Origin of the sequence: Collinsella sp. TF06-26 (genome assembly GCF_002232035.1) — a bacterium.
Taxonomy (GTDB): Bacteria; Actinomycetota; Coriobacteriia; order Coriobacteriales; family Coriobacteriaceae; genus Collinsella.
The window spans coordinates 20,926-41,433 of the sequence record NZ_NKXR01000016.1; the positions used below are offsets into that span (position 1 = coordinate 20,926).

Genomic DNA, 20,508 nt, shown 5'->3' on the forward strand with positions numbered 1-20,508 from the left:
GTGTCAAAACCTGCCAATTAGGGACAGGTTTATTTTGGCAGGTTTTATCTGGGGAAACGCCGTTGCCAGCGCGACCACCACGAAGGGGGCAGGCACCTTTGTGGTGGCTTGAGCTGCCCGGGCCTTCAATTGTCTCGATCTGTAACATCTGGACGGCAAAACCGGCTCTACCTGTTACAGATCGAGACATAGTGCTGGGGCCGAACCGTAATGTCTTGATCTGTAACACTAAGCCGGCTTATTGCGGCCCAGATGTTACAGATTGAGATCTTTCGCCGGGATAGGCCGCCGCGCCGGTCCAAACCACCACAAAGGTGCCTGTCCCCTTCGTGGTGGTTTGGACCGGCTGGGCATGTGTGCATCGGGTGGTATCTAAGTTGAGATACCACTTCTGGTATATCAGCTTGCGCTTGCGTGAGTACAATACTCGAACGTTATACGTCTCAGCGCCCCCTGTGCGTGGACGTCTTGCAGTCACGCGAACGAAGGGATTTATCCTATGTGCGGAATCGTCGGCTATACCGGCTCTGATATTGCAAAGAACATCCTGGTCACAGGCCTTAAGCGCATGGAGTATCGCGGCTATGACTCCTCGGGCGTCGCGCTCGAGGTGGGCGAGGGCGCCGCGGCGCACCTCGACGTTATCCGCCGCGTGGGTAAGGTTGCGGGCCTGGAGAGCGAGCTTTCCAACATCGATAGCGACGCAACCTGCGGCATCGGTCACACCCGCTGGGCCACCCACGGCAAGCCTTCTGTCGTTAACGCTCACCCCCACACCAGCTGCGACGGTCGTATCGCCATCGTCCACAACGGCATCATCGAGAACTTCGCCGAGCTGCGCGAGGAGCTGGAGGGCCGCGGCCATCACTTTAAGAGCGAGACCGATACCGAGGTCTTCGCGCATCTGATCGAAGAGGCCTATGCCGAGACACACGACCTGATGGCCTCCGTGCGCGAGGCTTGCACCCACGTGGTGGGCGCCTATGGCTTGGCCGCCGTGTGCGCCGACGAGCCTGGCGTAATCGCCGTGGCCCGCAAGGATTCCCCGATCGTGGTCGGCATGGGCGAGACCGGCTCCTACGTTGCCTCCGACGTGATCGCGCTTATCGACGCCACCCGCGATGTCGTGGTGCTCGAGGACGGTCAGTTTGCCAAGCTCACGCCTGCGGGCGTCGAGTATACCGACGAGTCCGGCAATGTCATCGAGCCCAAGGGCACCCACATCGACTGGGACCTGGACATGGCAGAAAAGGGCGGTTATCCCGACTTTATGCTCAAGGAAATCCACGAGCAGCCGCGCGTCGTGCGCGACACGCTGGTTGGCCGTATGACGCCTGCCGGCGAGCTCGACATCGATGAGCTGGGCCTTTCGCTCGAGGAGCTCAACGACATCGACCGCGTCTACGTGATCGCTTGCGGCACCAGCTATCACGCTGGCCTCATTGCTAAGAATCTCATTGAGGGCTGGGCTCGCATCCCCACCGAGGTTGAGGCGGCCAGCGAGTTCCGCTACCGCAACCCCATCATTACGCCGACGACGCTTGTTGTGGCCGTGTCCCAGTCGGGCGAGACGGCCGATACCCTTGCCGCCATTCGCGACGCGCGCATCAAGGGTGCCAAGGTCTTCGGCATCACCAACGTGGTTGGTAGCCCCGTGGCGCGTGAGAGCGACGGCGTCATCTACACTAAGGCCAACAAGGAGATCGCGGTCGCCTCGACCAAGAGCTTCATCGGCCAGGTCGTGAGCCTTACGCTGCTGGCTTTGCTGTTGGCGCAGGTTAAGTACCGTCTGACCACCAAACAGGCGCGCATGCTGTTCCGCGAGCTTTCCGATACGGCCGAGCAGATCCAGTGGATTTTGGACACGCAGAGCGAGGCCGTGCACGAGGCCGCCCTGCTGTGCAAGGACGCGCAGTCGGCACTGTTTGTGGGCCGCGGTATGGGCGCTGCCATCTCCTACGAGGGCGCGCTCAAGCTCAAGGAGGTCAGCTACCTGCACGCCGAGGCCTACGCCGCCGGCGAGATGAAGCACGGCCCCATCGCCCTGATCGACCCGGGCTTCCCCGTCATCGCGGTGGCCACCAAGAGTGCCACCTACGACAAGACCGTGTCGAACCTCATGGAGTGCAAGGCGCGCGGCGCTAAGGTGATCGTGGTCGCTACTGAAGGCGACGAGGAGATCAACAAGATTGCCGACTGCATCATTCGCGTGCCGGCCGTCCGCGACGTGTTCAGCCCCATCACGGCGAGCGTCCCGCTGCAGCTGCTCGCCCGCGAGGTAGCCATCCTGCGCGGTTGCGACGTTGACCAGCCCCGCAACCTGGCGAAAAGCGTCACGGTCGAATAATCGAGTTCCGTCGTTCTAACAACTAAGGCCCGGCTCCGCATCAAGACGGAGCCGGGCCTTGTTGCATTTGCCCAGATAAAACCTGCCAAAATAAACCTGTCCCTTTTTGGCAGGTTAGCGAAGCTTGCTGGTCTCGAAGTACTCGGGGAACTGGTCCAGGACCTCGGTTTGGTTGCGGAACATCATATGCAGGTGCTTGCTGACCAAAAAGCTCGCCTCGATGGGGTCGCGACCGGCGATGGCGCGGCGGATTTGCTTATGCTCGTTAACAGTCTCCTGATTGTCGAGCGTCTGTGTGGCGGCGCGCAGCCAGCGGAAGCGCTCCAGGTCGGCATTGGTCTCTTCGAGCCACGACCACACGGTGCTACGGCATGCGATGCTAAAGATCATGCGGTGCATGAGGTTGTCGCTTAAAAAGAAGCCGATGCGATCCTCTTCGGCCATGGCCTTTTCCTGCAACGCGATGGCCCGGTCGAGCTGCTCGACGCCTGCCGAGGTGGCGCGCGCGCAGCACTCTACAATCACCTGTTTTTCCAGGTGCTCGCGAATGTAGCAGGCACTCTCGGCAAGGGTGAGGTTGATGGGCGAGACATAGGTGCCGCTTTGGGGCACGGTGCGCACCAGGCCCTCTTGCGCCAGACGCACCAGTGCCTCGCGCACGGGGGTGCGCCCCATATCCAGGTCGTCGCACAGCTGCTTGACGCCCAGCTTTTCGCCCGGTTTGTAGTCCAGATAGACGATCTTGCGTCGAATGGTGTGGTAGGACTGGTCCTGTAGGCTCGTTTCTTGCTCGCCGATGTGCATCGATTCTTCCATAGCGCCTCACAAACGTTCTTCCACACTCATATGTCAGTTGTTTATTATGCCGCGAATCAGTTCTCTGCGGTGGAAATTCAATCGACGCCCGATAACTTTTGCGACATTTTTGCCTGCGTTTGTACGGGATTGTGCTCAACGTTGCCGTATCATAAGCCGTCGCAAACGTGAAATAGAAAGAAGGAATCCCATATGCAACTGGCAAATATCGTACGCGAGCGCTGGAAGGGCGTCTTGTTCTGCCTGGTCATCGCTATCCCCGCGACGTTGCTCGGCAAACAAATCGAGGTGGTCGGCGGGCCGGTATTTGCCATCCTCTTTGGCATGGTCCTGGCGCTCGTCTTTCCCAAGAATCGCCGCGAACAGCTCGCCGCCGGTGTCACCTATACGTCTAAAAAAGTCTTGCAGTACGCGGTTATCCTGCTTGGCTTTGGCATGAACCTCTCGCAGATTCTGTCCAAGGGCGCCCAGTCGCTGCCGATTATCGTGGCGACAATCTCGACCTCGCTTGTTGTCGCCTTCGTGCTCTGCCACGTCATGAACGTGCCGAGCAAGATCGCGACGCTTGTGGGTGTGGGTTCGTCGATTTGCGGCGGTTCTGCCATCGCCGCGACCGCACCCGTCATCGATGCTGACGATCGCGAGATTGCCCAGGCTATTTCGGTCATCTTCCTGTTTAACGTTATCGCGGCGCTCGTGTTTCCGACGCTCGGCGGCATGCTCGGGCTGACCAACGAGGGCTTTGGCCTGTTTGCCGGCACCGCCATCAACGACACCTCGTCGGTAACGGCTGCGGCGAGCGCCTGGGACAGCATGCATCCCGGCGCCAATGTGCTCGAGAGCGCCACGGTGGTCAAGCTCACCAGGACGCTGGCCATTATTCCCATTACGTTGGTTCTCGCATGCTGGCAGATGCATCTGGCACGCAAGGCCGGCGGCGACGCCAAAAGCACGTTCTCGCTTAAACGCGCGTTTCCCATGTTTGTGCTGTTCTTTGTGCTGGCGAGCGTAATCACCACGGTGCTTCAGCTTCCCGCGTCCATTACGGCGCCCATCAAGGAGCTTTCGAAGTTCTTTATCGTGATGGCCATGGCGGCTATTGGCTTTAATACCGATATCGTCGAGCTGTTCAAAAAGGGCGGCAAGCCCATCGCGCTGGGCTTTTGCTGTTGGATTGGCATTGCGTGCATGAGCTTGGGAATGCAGCACGTGCTGGGAATCTGGTAGAGAAGTAGCCAGTTTGCGTGTTGGCTGCTGGTGAGCGCATGCCTGCGGTGGAGCGATAGGAGCTCTTGCGGGTATGGCTTGTCCGCAGGTTTATAAGTCCCGAAGAGCTCTTATCGCCCCGCCAGGATGGCGATGCGGGGCAACACCTATACTCGCAGGACGGCGCTCTCTGCCCTATAGTGTTTGGTGAGCAATATCGTTCAATTTTGAAACACTCGGTTGTGCGACCGTCGGTGGTTGCACGTCGCCGCGGACAGGGGCAAATCATGGATAGCGATGCCAAGCTGAACATCTTGACCGAGGCCCTGGCTGCTGCCGGGGCCTCGGCATTGGCAATCGATGCGCGTGGGGACGTCGCGATTTCGACCATGAATGACGCGGCGCTTGAGCGGGATGTGGCAGCTTTTGTTGCCGAACGCCTCGACCGTATAGGAGACGGCGCGCGTCTGGTTATGGGGCGTGCGGGTACGCGCCTGAGCCTGACCGTTCACCCCGCCGACAAAGAGGGCGGGGGCCTTTGGGTCGTCGTGGTCCGCGAGGTGCGCGGCGCCGCGGCGCATGCGGGCATCGAGTGGCTCAACGCCGACGAAGTTGAGGCCCGCTACGAATCGAGCACGTACGGCATCGTTGAGGGGGCTGCCTCGGTGGCTGCGCCGGTCGCCGAGAGCTACGCGCGCGGTGTGCCCCTTATGCTCGAGGGCGAGCTGGGCGCGGGTCAGGTCGAGATTGCCATGCGCCTCTATCTGGACGGTCCTTTTGTCGACCAGCCCTTTGTTGCCGTTGCGCTCGATGAGCTTACCGATCGCGGTTGGCGCCACGTGCTCAAAAGCGCCGAATCGCCGCTGTTCCAAACGGGGCTGACCCTTTGCATTGCGGGCTGGAATGCGGTTGGCCCCCAGCGCCTTCGCGAGCTCGTTTCCACGATGGCCGACACCGCGTTGGCGACGCGCTGCCATGTGGTGCTGACGGCGAATGACATGCCGGGTGGCAGCGAAAGTGATCAAGCCGCCTTTGTGACCGAGCGCTTCGCCTGTGCGGTGAGCGTGGCGCCGGCAATCGCCGAGCAGGGGGCCGCGTCGACGAAGGTTGCGCGCTATTTGGAATATCTCGCTGATGCATTTGGAACGGCAGCGCCCACGCTGTCTGCCGCGGCGACGAAGGCGCTCGATGCTTACCGCTGGCCGCGCAATTATCTGCAGCTCCGCGAGGTCTCGGAACGACTGTATATATTGGTGGGGGCGGGCACGGTGGATCGCGCTGTGGCGGAGGAAGTGCTAGCCCAAGAGGACGTGATTAAGACCGCAACCTTTGGCGCCCCGACACTCGAAAGCGACCTGTATATCCTGCGACCGTTGATCGATACCGAGCGAGATATCGCGCATCTGGTTGTAGACCATCTCCATGGCAACCGAACCCGTGCGGCGGAGGTGCTGGGCATAAGCCGAACAACGCTGTGGCGCTTGCTGAAGGACGATGACCGTTGAGCGAGGCGCCCGTGACCGCGCGCGACGCGTGTGCTACAGTCCAAAGCGTTATTGTTTCGATTTGGTTACGGCGTGCGGGGGCGTATGGCTGAGACTACAAAACCGAGCCGCAGAAGGCGGAGCGCCGCGCCGGTTAACCGACGCACAACATCGGTGACGTGGGGCAAACACGCCTCGGGGTTTGACGGCTCGTTCAAGCGCACTAAATACGGCTATCCTTCGACAGGTGCCCGCTTGGCAATGCAGGCAGAGTCCTCGCTGTGGGACCGCAAACGCGTGGTGGGCTCAAAGCTCAAGCACGACGGCACGCTCGGCTACATCAGCCGCGGGGCGGCTCGTCGCAGCGGACTCAATCCGGCTGGTTGGCATCGTTATGTTCCGATCGCGGTCGTCGTTGCAGTGATCGTCATCGCACTCGCTGCGCTTGGCTACGCCGGCGACGGTGCCAACTTGGACGCGATGTTTAAATCGCCCGAGCTCGCGCATGCAGGCACAGAAATTGTCGAGGGCGCTCAGACCCAGACGGGCGTCGTGCCCCAGCGCGGTATCGTTGCGGCAGCCTCCACCATCGCCGACGCTCAAAAGGACGACGGCGAACAGGGCGACGGCGCCGAAACGACTCAAACGAACGAAACGACGACAACTCCACCGGCAAGATAAGTTGCAAGCGGGTCCGCCGTTCGTTAGAACGGCGGAACTAATTACTTTACATACACCACGTTGTCGCGGCGCGGCTTTGCCTCGGGTAGCGTGTCCTCGGCATAGCCCAGAATGCAGTGACCGACACCGCGCAGGCTGCCGTCGGCGGGCAGGCCCCAGCTGGCCAGCAGCTCCAGGCCCTCGGGCGAGTCAAAGACCTCATGCGCGCGGTGAATCCAGCACGAATCGACACCCAGTGCATAGGCGGCGTTGAGCAAGTTGCCCATGGCGAGCGAGCCGTCTTCCAGATGCGTGGGCACGCTGCGGTCAACCAGCACCACCACAACGGTCTTGGCGCCATAGAAGGGGTCGCCGTTGCTGCCCATGACCTGGGCGTTGAGCTGTGAGAGACGCTCGACGGTCGCGGGGTCGGTGACGGCGACAAACGTCACCGGTTGGCGGCCCATGCCGCTCGGTGCATATTGGCCAGCTTCGATAATACGTGCAAGCTTTTCGACCTCGACGGGACGATCGCTGTATTTGCGGCAGCTGCGGCGGTGGATGAGTGCTTCGATAGTCTCCATGGTGTCTCCTTGCGGTGGCGTTGCAGATGCCCCGTTCATACCCGTCGGGCTCAAACGATAGACGGTCAATTGCCCGGCCAAAAGGGTAGATTCCAATTGGAAAAGTAGGTTTGCATAAAAGTACCTTCAGAATGTGACAAACAAATGGGATGGTTAAACGTTTTATCCCGTCTACCCTGCGGTTTTTTACCACTTGCCTAAATGACGAACGCATAACCTCTGATAAAGGTTTTACTAAAGGAGTACCAACGTTTATCAATGCGCCGTGGTGGCGCCGGGCCAGGAGGTAACATCATGTTCCAGGCTGGAGATGTCGTCGAGACCGACTTCGAAGGATTTCTGAAGCTGCTGCGTTCCAAGACGCGCGCTTTTGTGACGATTGATGATCACGAGTACTACATCACGCACACCGATGGCTATTGGCGTGTTCAGGATTGCGAGGCCCTCAACGACAAGGGCCACTTTACTGACTGCTCCGAGCTGGTCAATACGGTCTGCGAGGTCGTCGAGCTGCCGTGGATTGCCGGCAAGAGCCTGCATGACAGCTTCTCGGGCGCTACGGTCTATGAGGCCGTCGCCGCTTAACGGGCAATAAAACCCGATTTTCACGTGACCGCTGGCGCTGCCCCCGCGCCGGCGGTCTTTTTCTGCCGATAGGCCATAAAAGTGCAAGCATTTGCGGAGAGCCTGTTGACGATAGTCAAAACTCGGACTAATCTAGAGATACAAAATTGGTCAAAAATCGGACAATCGAATGGTGGGATAGATGAATAGTGCGGTTGCGCTGGTCGACTTCGACCGGTTGCTCAATGGACTCGACCATATCTATTCGGAGTTCTCGCGCGCCTGCGGTCTTTCGGACTGCGCTTACTGGATGCTCGTCGATACCAGCACGGCGGGCGGCAGTATTGCCGTAAGCCGCCTGACGAGCGAATGGTTCTACAGCAAGCAGACCATCAACTCGGCCATTAAAACCTTGACGGCGCGGGACTTTGCAACGTTGGAGTTTGCCGAAGGCAGCCGTAAGAACAAGGTTGTGCGTTTGACCGAAGCGGGCATGCGGTTTGCCGAGCGTTATGCGCTGCCGGCACTCAAGGCCGAGCAGCGAGCCTTTGGCGCGCTTGAGCCGTGTGAGCAACGCGAAATCATGCGCCTAATCGGAAAATTTTCCCATGCGCTCGGCGATGAGTGCGATGCCTTTAAGCAGCATATCGCTGCCGAGAGCCAGGCCGAGAATCAAGGTGAGGGGGAGTCGTGCGACTCTTAATGAGGTTTATGAAGCCGTATCGCAGGCTTGTCGCGGTGACGTTGTTGGTGCTGCTAATCGACAACGTCGGCACACTGCTGGTACCCACGATGTTGGCGAACATGGTCAACACCGGTATCACCACGGGCGATGTCGACTACATTTTGCGCAACGGTCTCTACATGCTTATCGCGACCGGCATGGCCAGCGGCGGCGCGGTGTTGGGCTGCTATCTTTCGGCGCGCCTGGCCGCCAACGTGGCCTGCGATATCCGCAATGCCGTCTACGACAAGTCGCTCGAGCTGTCTGCCAGTGACTTTGAGCGCTTTGGCACGGGTTCGATGATCACGCGCTCGCTCAACGACATCAACGTGATTCAGCAGGCGATTCTGCAGACCATTCAGCTGGTGCTGCCGGTGCCGTTCCTGGCGGTGGCAGGCATCATCTTCGCCTGGCTCATCGATCCGGCCATGGGCATGCTTCTGGGCGTCGTGGTTGCGATCGTGCTGGTTGCGGCGGTCTTTACGGTTGCCAACGCGGCTCCGATTTTTATGCGCTTGCAGAGCTTTATCGACCGCATGAACGTGGTGCTGCGCGAAAACATCGTGGGCGTGCGCGTCATCCGTGCATTTAACAAGGAGCGTCGTGAGGAACAGCGCCTGGACGAGGTGTTTAGCGACTACGCCGCCAACGCCATCAAAGTCAACCATCTGTTTGTGGGCCTCGACAGCTCCACCTTCTTTCTGATGAATATCGCCGAGGTGGCGGTACTGTGGGTGGGCGGCAACCGCGTGGGCGCCCACGCCATGCAGATCGCGAGCATCTCGGCGGTGCTGGAGTACGCGCTTCTGATCCTGTTCTTTGTGATGATGGCCCAGATGGTGGTGCTGACGCTTCCGCGTGCCGCCGCATGTCTGAACCGCGCACAGCAGGTGCTGGAGATTAAGCCGAGCATCGTCGATGGCCAGCGTACGCTCGATGCGGCCGCGTCCGACTCAAAGGACGGGGCCGATGCGGTCGCCGTGTTCGATCACATGTCGTTTCGCTTTGACGATGCCGACGAGGACACCCTGTGCGACCTGAGCTTTGCCTGTCGTCGCGGGCAGACCACCGCGATCGTGGGCTCGACCGGTTCGGGTAAGTCGACGGTGGCAAAGCTCTTGCTGCGTTTTCACGATGCCACTAAGGGCGCCATTCGCCTGGACGGTGTTGACCTGCGCGACCTTTCGCAAGACGAGATTCGCGGGCGCATTGCCTATGTGCCGCAGAAGGCGTGGCTGTTCTCGGGCACCGTGGCAAGCAATCTGCGCTTTGGCAACGAGGACGCGACCGAGGCGGACATGCTTCATGCGCTGCAGGTTGCCCAGAGCACCTTTGTGCTCGATCAACCGCAGGGGCTCGATACCCCGGTTGCCCAGGGCGGTACGAACTTCTCGGGTGGTCAGCGCCAGCGCCTGGCCATTGCTCGCGCGCTCATGAAGCGCGCCGACCTGTATATCTTCGACGACAGTTTTTCGGCCCTGGACTTTAAGACCGATGCGGCCCTGCGCCATGCGCTGCAGGACGAGACGCGCGACGCCGCGGTGCTCATCATCGCGCAGCGCATCTCGACGATTCTGCACGCCGACCAGATTGTCGTGCTCAAGGATGGCGAGGTCGTGGGCCTGGGCACGCATGGCGAGCTTATGGAAACCTGCGAGGTGTACCGCGCCATCGCGGAATCGCAGATGAAGGGAGGTGAGTAGCATGACCGAGGAGCTCAAGAAGCAGGGCGACCTTGTCGATGCCGCCGCTGCGGACGCTGCCGATAAAACGGTCGACCAGGCTGCCGCGTCGACCGAGCTGGATGACGCCGCCAAGGCGGCGGCCGGGCGCGAGGCTCGTCGTCAAGCGCTTTACGAGGAAAACGAACGAGCCGAGGATGAGCGTGCCCGCGCCGAGGCAGAGCGCATGCGCGACGTGGATGACGAAGACGAAGACGAGACGCCCCGTGATACCTGGGCGACGGTGCGCCGCCTGTGGAGCGAGGCTGCCGGCGACCATTGGCGCTTCTATATCGTGTTTGCGAGCATTGTGTTCTATGTCATCTTTAACACCGCCGCGCCGGCATATAGCGCCCGCGTGATCGATGAGCTGTGGGGCCACATTCAGGTGGCGTTTGCCAACGGAACCACCTTCAACATCACCTGGGAGAACTGCGGCAAGACCATCTTCGTCTACTTTATGATCTGGACTGCCGCCGCCTCGTTCTATGCGCTCCAGAGCTTTTTGATGTCGAGCGTGGCCGAACGCCTCAACCTGCGTCTACGCAACCGCATCGCACAAAAGCTCAACCGTCTGCCGCTTGCCTTCTTTGATGCGCATCGTCCCGGTGAGGTCGTCAGCCGTGCGACCAACGACTTGGACAAGATGTCCGAGAGCATGCAGCGCGGATTGCTGCAGCTGCTTGTGTCGATCGGCACCGTGGTGGGCGCCGTGGGCGTGATGTTCGTGTTTAGCGTGCCGCTTACGCTAGTCTTTTTGTTCTTTACGGCGTTGTCGCTGCTGGTGACCAAGGTGGTTTCGCGCCGTACGCATGATGTGACGGGCGAGCGTCAGGAGTGGGTGTCCAAAATCACGAGCGCGGTCGAGGAAGGCTATTCGGGCCGTTTGGTGATTCGCGCATTCAACCGCGAGCACCAGAGCTCTGCCGAGGTGCACGAGGCCTCGGGCGAGCTGGCGCGCGTGAGCACCAAGGCCGACTTTATGATTAACGCCGTCGGACCCGCGGTTCGCTTTATCGGCCGTTTGGCGCAGATTGTGATTGCGCTCGTGGGCTGCAGCATGCTGGTCGCCGGTCACATGACCGTCGGCGTGTTCCAGGCGTTCTTCCAGTTTATCTACGAGGCGTCCGAACCCATGACGCAGCTGTCGTTCACTTTTAACTCGCTGCAGAGCGCGCTGGCGAGTGCGGAGCGCGTGTTCGACCTGCTTGATGAGCCCGAGATGGAGGCCGATCCGCTGCCGGACGAGGCCGCCAAGCTGCCGGGTCGCATTGAGGGCCGCGTCGCTTTTGAGCACGTGCGCTTTGGTTATTCGCCCGACAAGCCGCTTATGCGCGACGTGTCGTTTGCCGCCGAGCCGGGCCAAAAGATCGCCGTGGTGGGAACCACGGGTGCGGGTAAGACCACGCTCATCAACCTGCTTATGCGCTTTTACGAGATCGACGGCGGCCGCATTACGCTCGACGGCGTGGACACAAGCTGCATGGACCGCGGCGAGCTGCGCCAGCAGTTTGGCATGGTGTTGCAGGACGCCTGGCTGTTCGGTGGCACCATTGCCGAGAACATCGCCTATGGCTGTCCCGAGGCGACGCGCGAGGAGATTGTCGCGGCCGCACGTGCCGCTCAGGTCGACTTCTTTGTGCGCACTATGCCGCAGGGCTACGACACACGGGTGGCTAACGATGCCGAGAGCATCAGCCAGGGCCAACGTCAGCTGCTGACCATCGCGCGCGTGCTGCTCAACAACCCGGCGATCCTCATCCTGGACGAGGCGACGTCGAGCGTGGACACGCGCACCGAGCTTGCCATCGGCCGCGCCATGGACGCGCTCATGCGCGGGCGCACGAGCTTTGTGATCGCGCACCGTCTGTCGACGATTGTTGATGCCGACCTCATCCTGGTCATGGATCACGGCAATATCATCGAGCAGGGTACGCACAAGGAGCTGCTGGCTGCCGAGGGCGCTTACGCCGACCTCTACCTAAGCCAGTTCGCATAAGGTGACAAAGGGGCAGTCCCGCATGTCGCATCGAAAAGAAGGCGCGCCGGGGGCTGATTCCCTGGCGCGCCTTTTGTGCTGGCGTTCATGCTGTGGCGGCTGCCCACGGCCCTAGCGCTCGTCCACGAGCTTGGCGACGAGGGCTTTGAGCTCGGCCACCTCTCGCTCGAGTTCCTTGACGCGACGGGCGTTTTCGTTGATGCCCTGGCGGTTGAGGGCGCTCTGCTCGGCGGCATCGTCGGGCATGTACTCGCGATGCTGCTTGGCGTCGAAGCTCTCCTCGAACACGCGGCAGCCGTTGCGCTTGATGATGCGCCCGGGCACGCCCACGACGGTGCAGTTGTCGGGCACGTCCTTGACGACGACCGAGTTGCCGCCGATCTTGACGTTGTCGCCAATGTGGATGTTGCCAAGCACCTTGGCGCCCGTGCCCACCGTGACATTGTTGCCCAGGGTGGGATGGCGTTTGCCGGTCTCGTTGCCGGTACCGCCGAGCGTGACGCCTTGGTAGAGCACGCAGTTGTCGCCCACAATGGTGGTCTCGCCGATGACAACGCCCATGGCGTGGTCGATAAAGAAATGTTTGCCGATCTGTGCAGCGGGATGAATCTCGACGCCGGTGATGTGGCGGGTGATTTGCGAGAGCACCCGGGCGAGCGAGCGATGGCCGTGCTCCCACAGCCAGTGCTCGGGCACGTGGTTCCACTTGGCGTGCAGGCCGGGGTACGAAAGAAAAATGACCAGACCGTTTTGCGCGGCGGGGTCCTGCGCTTGGACGGTCTTGATGTCCTCGCGAATGGTATTGATAAAGCTCACTGGCCGCCCTCCCTCAGCGCCGTGACAATGCGATTCAATAAAGTATAGCGATTCGCTAGGGATTAAGAAGGGCGATCTTGCTTTGCTTTGGGCGACAAGTGTCAGTTATGCAAACTTGCTGGTAATGGAGTCATGCTTTTGTGGGGTTGCGCACGAGGGGGCGCCGCAACCGTATACTGGTCAACTTGGACGTGTCCGCGCCCACAACTGAGAGGTTTTACTTCATGGGTTTCATTAACTTTATCGCCGAGCTGCTCAAGGACCCGCGCACCGCGATCGCCAGTTGGATCGCCGCCGGCCCGCTTATGGCCTACGGCTGCGTGTTCCTAATTATCTTTATCGAGACGGGCGTGGTGTTCTTCCCGTTCCTTCCCGGCGATTCGCTGCTGTTCGCTTCGGGCTTCTTTGCCCACAACGGCGGCTTTAACATCGTGGCCCTGTTGGCCGTCGCATGGACGGCCGCCATCTTGGGCGACCAGTGCAACTTTATGATCGGCCATTTCTTTGGCCGAAAGATCATCGCCTCGGGCAAGGTCAAGGCCATGACGCCCGAGCGCATTAAAAAGTCCGAGGACTTCCTTGACAAGTGGGGCCACCTGGCCATCTTCCTGGGTCGCTTCTTCCCGTTTATCCGCACCTTTGTGCCCTTCATCGCCGGTATGGGCGGCATGCACTGGCGCAACTTTGTCATCTATAACGTGCTGGGCGGTATCACCTGGTCGACGGTCTTTACACTGCTGGGCTATTTCTTTGGCGGCATTCCCTTTGTGCAGGAGCACTTTGAGCTGCTGATCGTGGGCATTGTTGCCGTGTCGATTATTCCGACCGTGGTCGGTTTGGTTAAGGCAAAGCTGGGCAAAAAGAACGCGTAGCTCGAGCCGGCGCACAAATCGTGTCGTTGAGGCCCGTCACCGTTTACGGTGGCGGGCCTCTCTAGCTTCGGTCAAATGAAAATACTTTAGTTAGTTAAAGAAAAACGTTTTATCCGATGCGTGTGCGGAGTACAATCTCGTGCATGCGAATCGACGTGTCATCGGCTTCGATGTCGTCCGCGTGTCCCGTCCGGCTCTACGCTCCGGGCGTGTGACGTTGCGACGCGGTCGGCCCCGGTCCTTGCGTGCGGGTTCGCGAGTATGCAACTGTGTATGTAAGGAGCGACATATGACTGTCGAGAAGAAGGATATCGATTGGGGTAGCCTCGGCTTTGGCTACATGAAGACCGATTACAGCTACGAGGCTCATTGGAAGGATGGCGAGTGGGACGAGGGTGGCCTGACCACCGACCACACCCTGCATGTCTCCGAGTGCGGTGGTATCTTCCACTACTGCCAGGAGGTCTTTGAGGGCCTGAAGGCCTACACCGCCGAGGACGGCAGCATCGTCTGTTTCCGTCCCGACATGAACGCTGAGCGTATGTACAACTCTGCGCAGCGCCTCGAGATGCCCCCGTTCCCCAAGGACAAGTTTGTCGAGGCCGTCAAGCAGGTCGTCTCTGCCAATGCCGCATGGGTTCCGCCCTTCGGCTCTGGCGCAACCCTGTATGTGCGTCCGTTTATGATCGGCTCCGGTGACGTAATCGGCGTGGCTCCCGCTCCTGAGTACACGTTCCGCATTCTCGTGACCCCGGTCGGTCCGTACTTTAAGGGCGGCCTTAAGCCCGTCAAGCTGCGCGTTTCCGAGTACGACCGCGCCGCACCGCACGGCACCGGCAACATCAAGGCCGGCCTCAACTACGCCATGTCCCTGAAGCCCACGATGGAGGCTCACCGCGAGGGTTATGCCGAGAACCTGTATCTCGACTCCGAGTCCCGCACCTATGTCGAGGAGACCGGTGGCGCTAACGTCCTGTTCGTGAAGGAGGATGGCACCCTCGTCGTTCCGCAGTCGCACACCGACTCCATCCTGCCCTCCATCACCCGCCGTTCGCTCGTTCAGGTTGCTCAGGACCTGGGCATGACCGTCGACCAGCGTCCCGTCGAGTGGGCCGAGGTCAAGGCCGGCACCTTTGTTGAGTGCGGCCTGTGCGGCACCGCTGCCGTTATCTCCCCGGTCGGCGAGATCGACAACAAGGTCTACGGAGCCGACGAGACCGTGACCTTCCCGGCTGGCTACACCGAGATCGGTCCTGTGATGAAGAAGCTCCGCGAGACCCTGACCGGCATCCAATCTGGTGCTGTCGAGGATAAGCACGACTGGGTTTACACCGTCGCGTAAGCTGCCATAGCTGTTCGGCCCGAGGGCAACCTTCCTTTCCGGCGCGTCCTCGGACATGCAAGAACCTCCGCAGCGCACTTCGTGCGGCGGAGGTTCTTTCGTCCTGCGGAGTGCGCCGGAAAGGAAGGTTGCCCTCGGGCCTGCGTTACCTCGGCGCTGCCGTTACGGGCAATATAGATCTGAATGAAAGATGGCGCGCGGCCTTTTAGGCCGCGCTTTTGTTTTGCGTCGCGCCATGTGGGGGTGGTGGCGACGTGCATTTTTGCGAGTATTCTGCAATCGAAGGCTCCTGTATACCGTCGTTCGGGCAAAAATCCGTGCTTGTCGATGCTTTTCGCGAATAATAGGCGGTGTTATGGGCTGCTGGGTCTCTGGCTGCAGGGGTATTCGCTATCTAACGCCTCTGCTGCGGAGCCCAAAGCTCTTGGCTGTGCTGAATACTCCCAAAAATGCACGGCGCCTTGAGGGGGACCTTCGCGATAAGGGAAACCGCCCCGTCGAAGTATGCATTCGACGGGGCGGTTTATGCATATACCCGATTAAGGATACGCTGCGGATCTGTTAGAACTTGACGGTCGGTGCCTGGCGGGCAGCTTCGGCGGCCTCGAAGCCCTGGCGCTCCTTAAACTGGAAGATGCCGGCAAAGATAACGGCCGGGAACGTCTGGATGGCGTTGTTGTAGCTAAGCACGCAGTCGTTGTAGCTCTGGCGCGCGTAGCTTACCTTGTTCTCGGTGTCTTCGAGCGTGGCTTGGAGCTGCGTAAAGTTGGTGTTCGCCTTAAGATCGGGGTAAGCCTCGGCCACGGCGAAGAGCTGGCGCAGGGCGCCGGTCAGCACGTTGTCGGCTTCCATCTTGGCTTCGGGCGTGGTAGCGCTCACGGCGGCGTTGCGCGCGTTGACCACGGCGGCAAGCGTGTCCTGCTCGTGTTTGGCATAGCCCTTGACGGTCTCGACTAGGTTAGGGATCAGGTCGTTGCGGCGCTGCAGCTGCGTGTCGATGTTCTGCCAGGCGTTATCAATGCGATTGCGCTTGGTGACCATGTTGTTGTAGATGCCGGCGATGGCGCAGACAATCACAACGACAACAACGATACCGATGATGACGGGAATCATGGTGTCTCCGTTTCGAATGGCCGCGGCGTCTTCCGCCGGCTGCCGTTGGTGTAACGCTACTAGTATACCCGCAACCCTTGGCGATACCGAACTTTCCGGTAAGCGTTATGTTTCCACCAAGGTGAGGCCGTTCGCCAGGGAGTGGGCGATACAGGTGTAAGATATGCGACAGATTAGTGAACGCTGTCTTTTCCTTGAGGAGGGCGATACGTATGGACCTTCGCATCAAGAAAGCCTATCGGGCCCTGTTCGAGGCCTTTACTGAGCTGCTCGAAGAGCATCGGTTTGAGGACGTGACGGTTGCCATGCTGTGCGACCGCGCTATGATTCGTCGGACGACGTTCTACAAGCACTTCCGCGACAAAAACGATTACTTTGCCTTCTATATCGATGAACTCATGTCGGGTCTGCCGCAAAAGCGGGCCGATGCGGATGGCGCGGAGGGCGCCGAGGACGTGCGCGCGCTTCGCCACGAAGTGTTCGCCGATGCCATGGATCTGATTCTGGCGCATGAGCAGCTCATGGATAACATTTTGGCGAGCAGTATGTCGGGCATGCTGACCAGCATGATTTGCGACCGCATCGCGCGCTCCATACGCGGGCGCGTGATGAGCGCGCTTGACGAGGATGCGCTTGCGCCCGTATCGCTCGAGACAACGTCTGAGTTTGTCGCCGGCGGCATTATTCGGCTCTTTACCATGTGGTGGGAATCGGGCCACGTGCTGGAGCGCCGATCCGAAATCGCCGACGTGGTCGATGCGCTGTTCGAGCGGACCATGACGCCGGTGAGTCACTAAGAGTGGCGGAGAGAGGGGGATTCGAACCCCCGGAACGCTCTCGCGCTCAACGGTTTTCAAGACCGCCGCATTCAACCGCTCTGCCATCTCTCCGTGAGTCGTAATGATAGCATCGTTTTGAATTTGCAACAGGGAAGGCGAACGATGACGAGCACCGAAATCGACGAGAAGTTCATGCGCGAGGCGTTGGCGGAGGCGCGCGCCGCCGCGGCGGTGGGCGAGGTGCCCATTGGCGCTGTGGTGGTGCGCGCGGGTGAGATTGTCGCGCGGGCGCATAATCGTCGTGAGCTCGATCAGGACCCTTCGGCGCATGCAGAGTTCGCGGCCCTGTGCGCTGCCGCTCGGTCGCTCGGTCGCTGGCGCCTTTCCGACTGTACGGTCTACGTGACGCTCGAGCCCTGCTGCATGTGTGCGGGGCTTATGGTTAACGCGCGCGTAGGACGCTGCGTGTATGGCGCGGCTGATGCCAAGGCGGGCGCTCTGGGTTCGCTGTATGACCTGAATGCCGATTCGCGCCTGAATCATCGGTTTAACGTGACCGCCGGCGTGCTGGCAGACGAGTGTCGTGAGGTGTTGAGCAGCTATTTTAGTAGGCTGCGTGGCACCGATGGTGCTGGCTGCGGTTGTGGGGCCGATCTTGAAGCACACGCCGCTCACGCCGCAGCACTTGCAGGTGCCGGTGAGGATACTGACACGGCGGTTGACTTTGGTCCTGCGTGCCGCCGGCCCCGCCGTGTGCTGCTGGCGATCGACTCCTTTAAGGGTAGCGTGTCGAGTGCGCGGGCAGAGGAGGCCGTTGCCGAAGGCGTGCGCCGCGTTTGGCCCGATGCCGAGGTGTGCACATTGCTGCTGGCAGATGGTGGCGAGGGGACGCTCGATGCCGTTGCCGCGTGCGGTGGTGAACTTGCGACCTGCGAGGTTGCGGGCCCCTTGGGCGATCGTGTGCCCGCACGGTTACTGGTTGACGGCGGGCGCGAGTCGGCTGTTATTGAGATGGCCGAGGCGGCGGGTATTGGGTATTCGCCCTGTACGGAGTCGGCGGCGTTGGCGGCTTCGACCTATGGCGTGGGCGAGCTCATGCTTCGCGCAGTCCGTGCTGGGGCAAAGACTATCTATATTGGTCTGGGCGGCAGTGCCACCAACGACGGTGGCGCCGGCATGCTGCAGGCGCTGGGCGCGCGTGTGGTCGATGATCGGGGCTGCGATATCGCCCCCGGTCTTGCAGGCCTTGAGCAGGTGGCGAGCGTTGATTTGGCGCCAGCGCTTCAGGCTTTGGATGACGCTCGTATCGTTGTGCTTTCGGATGTCGAGAATCCGCTCGTGGGGCGTCGGGGCGCATTGGCGGTGTTTGGTGGGCAGAAAGGCTTGCCGACGGGTGACGCCGAGGCGCTGAGCAGGTGCGACAGTTGGATGGTCGGCTACGGTCGTCTGCTCGATACGGCAATTGTCGAGGCTCGGGCCCAGGGGCTGCTGCGCGTGCCCGAGGGTGCACGGACGTTCGGCTCGGTGCTCGGCGTGCCCGGTGCCGGTGCCGCCGGCGGCCTGGGCGCCGCGCTGCTGGCGCTCGGTGCCGAGTTGCGTTCGGGCGTGGAGACAGTGCTCGATCTCGTGGGGTTTGACGAGCGTGTACGCGATGTCGACCTGGTCATAACGGGCGAGGGCAATATGGACGAGCAATCCGCCGCCGGCAAGGCGCCGGTGGGCGTGGCCCGCCGTGCCAAGCGATATGGCAAGCCGGTTGTTGCCGTCGTGGGCGGTCGTGCCGACAACCTGGATGCGGTGTACGAGCAGGGCATCGACCTTGTCCTGCCGATCTGTCGCAAGCCCGTGGACCTGGAGCGGGCACTCGATCCGCAAGAAGCCACAGCCAACCTTATCTGCGCCGGCGAGTCAGCCGCACAAGCCTATGACCTCGCTCGCCTCTAAGGCCTATCTCCCTATAAGTTGCGGTGGAATACGGAGTGTTTTTGCCTTTAAGGGGCCAATTCAGTCCGTATTCCACCGCAACTTTGAGAATGGCCATTCGAGGTTGGCTGCCTTGGGTCTTGGGTCGGACCGTTTGCCACGAAATGCGACCATCTACTACGTTAAGCCGGCCACCCTCGACCATCCCGGAATTTGCAAAAACAAAACCGCAGGTAGAAAGCTTGCCGATTTTCGAAAAAGTCGGCTATGGTCGACCCCTGCGACCTAAACGTAGTAGATGGGCCCTTTTCGTGGCACAGCACCAGATCAGTCTATTTAGGACGGGGCCTCCTTGACTACTTTCGCCACCCTGATGCCCCACCAGTCAAAAAGTAGTCAAAAAAGCCCCGTCCCAAATTAGCTGTCTTGCCCCATCGGGCGGGAGCGGGTAAGATATACCGAGCGCCTAGCGCGTTCGATGGGTTCGGATGACGACATGTTCCGAATCTGGTCAGGTCCGGAAGGAAGCAGCCATAAGGAGCCTCTGTCGGGCATCCGAATCCATCGAACGCACGGGCGCTTTTTGGTGCCGCGGCTACCCGCGAGTGCCGGCAGGGCGCTTGGTGTCTCGCTGGTCCTCGGCTTCGCCTGCGGGATCGCTCGACTACCAAGCGCCCTGCCGGCACTCGCGGGTAGCCGACCAAAACCGCCTGAAGGGTTACATTTATCTGAATAATTTAATCCCGTGCCTTTTGCTGCTCGCTGGCGTTGTCTGGGCATTGATGGCTACGTTGTTCAAGAGGTGGCGGTGCTGTTGCTTGGATTTTGCAGTTAAAAAGGTCCGTTTCCCTGGGTTGGGGAAACGGGCCTCTTTTGTCTCTGGGTTTGCGGATTGGCGAAGACAATAACCGCTGGCAGCTATTTTGGGTTCCTGATGCGGCGTGTGGCTGTGGCGGTTATTCCGAGGCCTGCGGCGGCGATTGCTGCGAGTGCGATTGCGCTCGGTGCTGTGTCGCCCGTGTTTGCGAGCTTGCCGGCGGTCGTATCTGCTTGTTTGCCGCTGCTTGTGCTCGCTTGCTTGATGGAGCTTGGTAGGGCGTCTTTGCCGGTTGCAGGTGAGGCAACGGGCGGTGTCGCCTTGGCGGGTTGCGTTGAGCCGGAGGGAGGCGCTGCCTCGGTCGGTTTCGTTATCTCGGGCGAGGCGGCCTTGTCCGCCGCGGCCTTTGCCTCTTCGTATGCTTTGCAGGCATCGTCATAGGCTATTTGCGCTCTTTTCAAATCGTCGAGGAGCGCATCCCGCTTGGCTGTTTCTCCGTCGAGATGGGTTTTATTAAACTCCACTTCGCTTTCAAAGAAATAAATCAGGCTTTTATGACTTTCGAGGCGCATTCGGCAGTGCTCAAGCTTATCTTCACAGGAATTTTCTTGCATTATTGCCTCTGTGATCGCCTCTTGCAACTGCCGAATAGTTTCGGCAGGAGTCGTGTAGTCGATTTTATTTAATTCCCTTGATTCTCATCTTCATTGCAACAGCCTCAGGACTCAGCGCAACGCGTTG

17 protein-coding genes, 1 tRNA gene and 1 other RNA gene are annotated in these 20,508 nt (G+C 60.3%); 13 read left to right on the forward strand and 6 right to left on the reverse strand.

Annotated elements, in window-relative coordinates:
• Positions 1-499 precede the first annotated feature (499 nt).
• Positions 500-2,347, forward strand: coding sequence for a glutamine--fructose-6-phosphate transaminase (isomerizing) (gene glmS, locus CHY22_RS08620; RefSeq protein WP_089573502.1), 1,848 nt, complete (start codon positions 500-502; stop codon positions 2,345-2,347).
• A 114-nt stretch (positions 2,348-2,461) separates the two neighbouring features.
• Here the strand turns inward: glmS and CHY22_RS08625 are convergent, their stop codons facing one another.
• Complete coding sequence (locus tag CHY22_RS08625; protein ID WP_089573503.1) at positions 2,462-3,163, reverse strand: GntR family transcriptional regulator; 702 nt, start codon at positions 3,161-3,163, stop codon at positions 2,462-2,464.
• Positions 3,164-3,355: 192 nt separating this feature from the next.
• Between CHY22_RS08625 and CHY22_RS08630 the strand changes: the two genes are divergently transcribed.
• From CHY22_RS08630 to CHY22_RS08640, 3 genes are all read left to right on the forward strand, one after another.
• Positions 3,356-4,390 carry a YeiH family protein gene (locus CHY22_RS08630; RefSeq protein WP_089573504.1) on the forward strand — a complete coding sequence of 345 codons (1,035 nt, stop codon included), beginning with the start codon at positions 3,356-3,358 and terminating at the stop codon, positions 4,388-4,390.
• A 266-nt stretch (positions 4,391-4,656) separates the two neighbouring features.
• On the forward strand, positions 4,657-5,874 hold the full coding sequence (locus CHY22_RS08635; protein WP_089573505.1) for a helix-turn-helix domain-containing protein: 1,218 nt from the start codon (positions 4,657-4,659) through the stop codon (positions 5,872-5,874).
• Positions 5,875-6,108: 234 nt separating this feature from the next.
• A complete protein-coding gene (locus CHY22_RS08640; RefSeq protein ID WP_143759226.1) occupies positions 6,109-6,534 on the forward strand; it encodes a hypothetical protein in 426 nt (141 codons plus the stop codon).
• Positions 6,535-6,575: 41 nt separating this feature from the next.
• Here the strand turns inward: CHY22_RS08640 and CHY22_RS08645 are convergent, their stop codons facing one another.
• Positions 6,576-7,097: a nitroreductase gene (locus CHY22_RS08645; protein WP_089573507.1), complete on the reverse strand. Its 522-nt coding sequence runs from the start codon at positions 7,095-7,097 to the stop codon at positions 6,576-6,578.
• 294 nt (positions 7,098-7,391) lie between these two features.
• Here CHY22_RS08645 and CHY22_RS08650 point away from each other — a divergent pair, with 294 nt between their 5' ends.
• The 4 genes from CHY22_RS08650 (at position 7,392) to CHY22_RS08665 (ending at position 12,105) form a co-directional block, all read left to right on the forward strand.
• A complete protein-coding gene (locus CHY22_RS08650) occupies positions 7,392-7,682 on the forward strand; it encodes a hypothetical protein (RefSeq protein ID WP_055251737.1) in 291 nt (96 codons plus the stop codon).
• 181 nt (positions 7,683-7,863) lie between these two features.
• Positions 7,864-8,364 (forward strand): MarR family winged helix-turn-helix transcriptional regulator, encoded by a 501-nt coding sequence (locus CHY22_RS08655; protein WP_089573508.1) that lies wholly within the window; start codon positions 7,864-7,866, stop codon positions 8,362-8,364.
• Complete coding sequence (locus CHY22_RS08660; RefSeq protein WP_089573509.1) at positions 8,364-10,088, forward strand: ABC transporter ATP-binding protein; 1,725 nt, start codon at positions 8,364-8,366, stop codon at positions 10,086-10,088. Before CHY22_RS08655 ends, CHY22_RS08660 begins: the two co-directional genes overlap by 1 nt.
• A gap of 1 nt (position 10,089) precedes the next feature.
• Positions 10,090-12,105: an ABC transporter ATP-binding protein gene (locus CHY22_RS08665; RefSeq protein WP_089573510.1), complete on the forward strand. Its 2,016-nt coding sequence runs from the start codon at positions 10,090-10,092 to the stop codon at positions 12,103-12,105.
• A 111-nt stretch (positions 12,106-12,216) separates the two neighbouring features.
• Here CHY22_RS08665 and cysE read toward each other — a convergent pair whose 3' ends face one another.
• Positions 12,217-12,921 (reverse strand): serine O-acetyltransferase, encoded by a 705-nt coding sequence (gene cysE, locus CHY22_RS08670; RefSeq protein ID WP_089573511.1) that lies wholly within the window; start codon positions 12,919-12,921, stop codon positions 12,217-12,219.
• Positions 12,922-13,145: 224 nt separating this feature from the next.
• Here cysE and CHY22_RS08675 point away from each other — a divergent pair, with 224 nt between their 5' ends.
• Together CHY22_RS08675 and CHY22_RS08680 are read left to right on the forward strand one after the other, a co-directional pair.
• A complete protein-coding gene (locus CHY22_RS08675) occupies positions 13,146-13,793 on the forward strand; it encodes a VTT domain-containing protein (protein WP_089573512.1) in 648 nt (215 codons plus the stop codon).
• Between the two features lie 289 nt (positions 13,794-14,082).
• Positions 14,083-15,135 carry a branched-chain amino acid aminotransferase gene (locus CHY22_RS08680; RefSeq protein ID WP_089573513.1) on the forward strand — a complete coding sequence of 351 codons (1,053 nt, stop codon included), beginning with the start codon at positions 14,083-14,085 and terminating at the stop codon, positions 15,133-15,135.
• A 561-nt stretch (positions 15,136-15,696) separates the two neighbouring features.
• Here the strand turns inward: CHY22_RS08680 and CHY22_RS08685 are convergent.
• Positions 15,697-16,248 carry a LemA family protein gene (locus tag CHY22_RS08685; RefSeq protein WP_089573514.1) on the reverse strand — a complete coding sequence of 184 codons (552 nt, stop codon included), beginning with the start codon at positions 16,246-16,248 and terminating at the stop codon, positions 15,697-15,699.
• 212 nt (positions 16,249-16,460) lie between these two features.
• Here CHY22_RS08685 and CHY22_RS08690 point away from each other — a divergent pair, with 212 nt between their 5' ends.
• Complete coding sequence (locus CHY22_RS08690) at positions 16,461-17,045, forward strand: TetR/AcrR family transcriptional regulator (protein WP_089573515.1); 585 nt, start codon at positions 16,461-16,463, stop codon at positions 17,043-17,045.
• A 3-nt stretch (positions 17,046-17,048) separates the two neighbouring features.
• On the opposite strand, the gene CHY22_RS08695 is transcribed toward CHY22_RS08690, so the two are convergent.
• Positions 17,049-17,138: transfer RNA gene (locus CHY22_RS08695), tRNA-Ser, on the reverse strand.
• A gap of 51 nt (positions 17,139-17,189) precedes the next feature.
• Between CHY22_RS08695 and tadA the strand changes: the two genes are divergently transcribed.
• Both tadA and ffs read left to right on the forward strand, forming a co-directional pair.
• Complete coding sequence (gene tadA / locus CHY22_RS08700) at positions 17,190-18,971, forward strand: tRNA adenosine(34) deaminase TadA (RefSeq protein ID WP_089573516.1); 1,782 nt, start codon at positions 17,190-17,192, stop codon at positions 18,969-18,971.
• A 454-nt stretch (positions 18,972-19,425) separates the two neighbouring features.
• An RNA gene (gene ffs, locus CHY22_RS08705) (signal recognition particle sRNA small type) lies at positions 19,426-19,521 on the forward strand.
• A gap of 347 nt (positions 19,522-19,868) precedes the next feature.
• Here ffs and CHY22_RS08710 read toward each other — a convergent pair.
• Positions 19,869-20,381: a hypothetical protein gene (locus tag CHY22_RS08710; protein ID WP_089573517.1), complete on the reverse strand. Its 513-nt coding sequence runs from the start codon at positions 20,379-20,381 to the stop codon at positions 19,869-19,871.
• Positions 20,382-20,508: the final 127 nt, after the last annotated feature.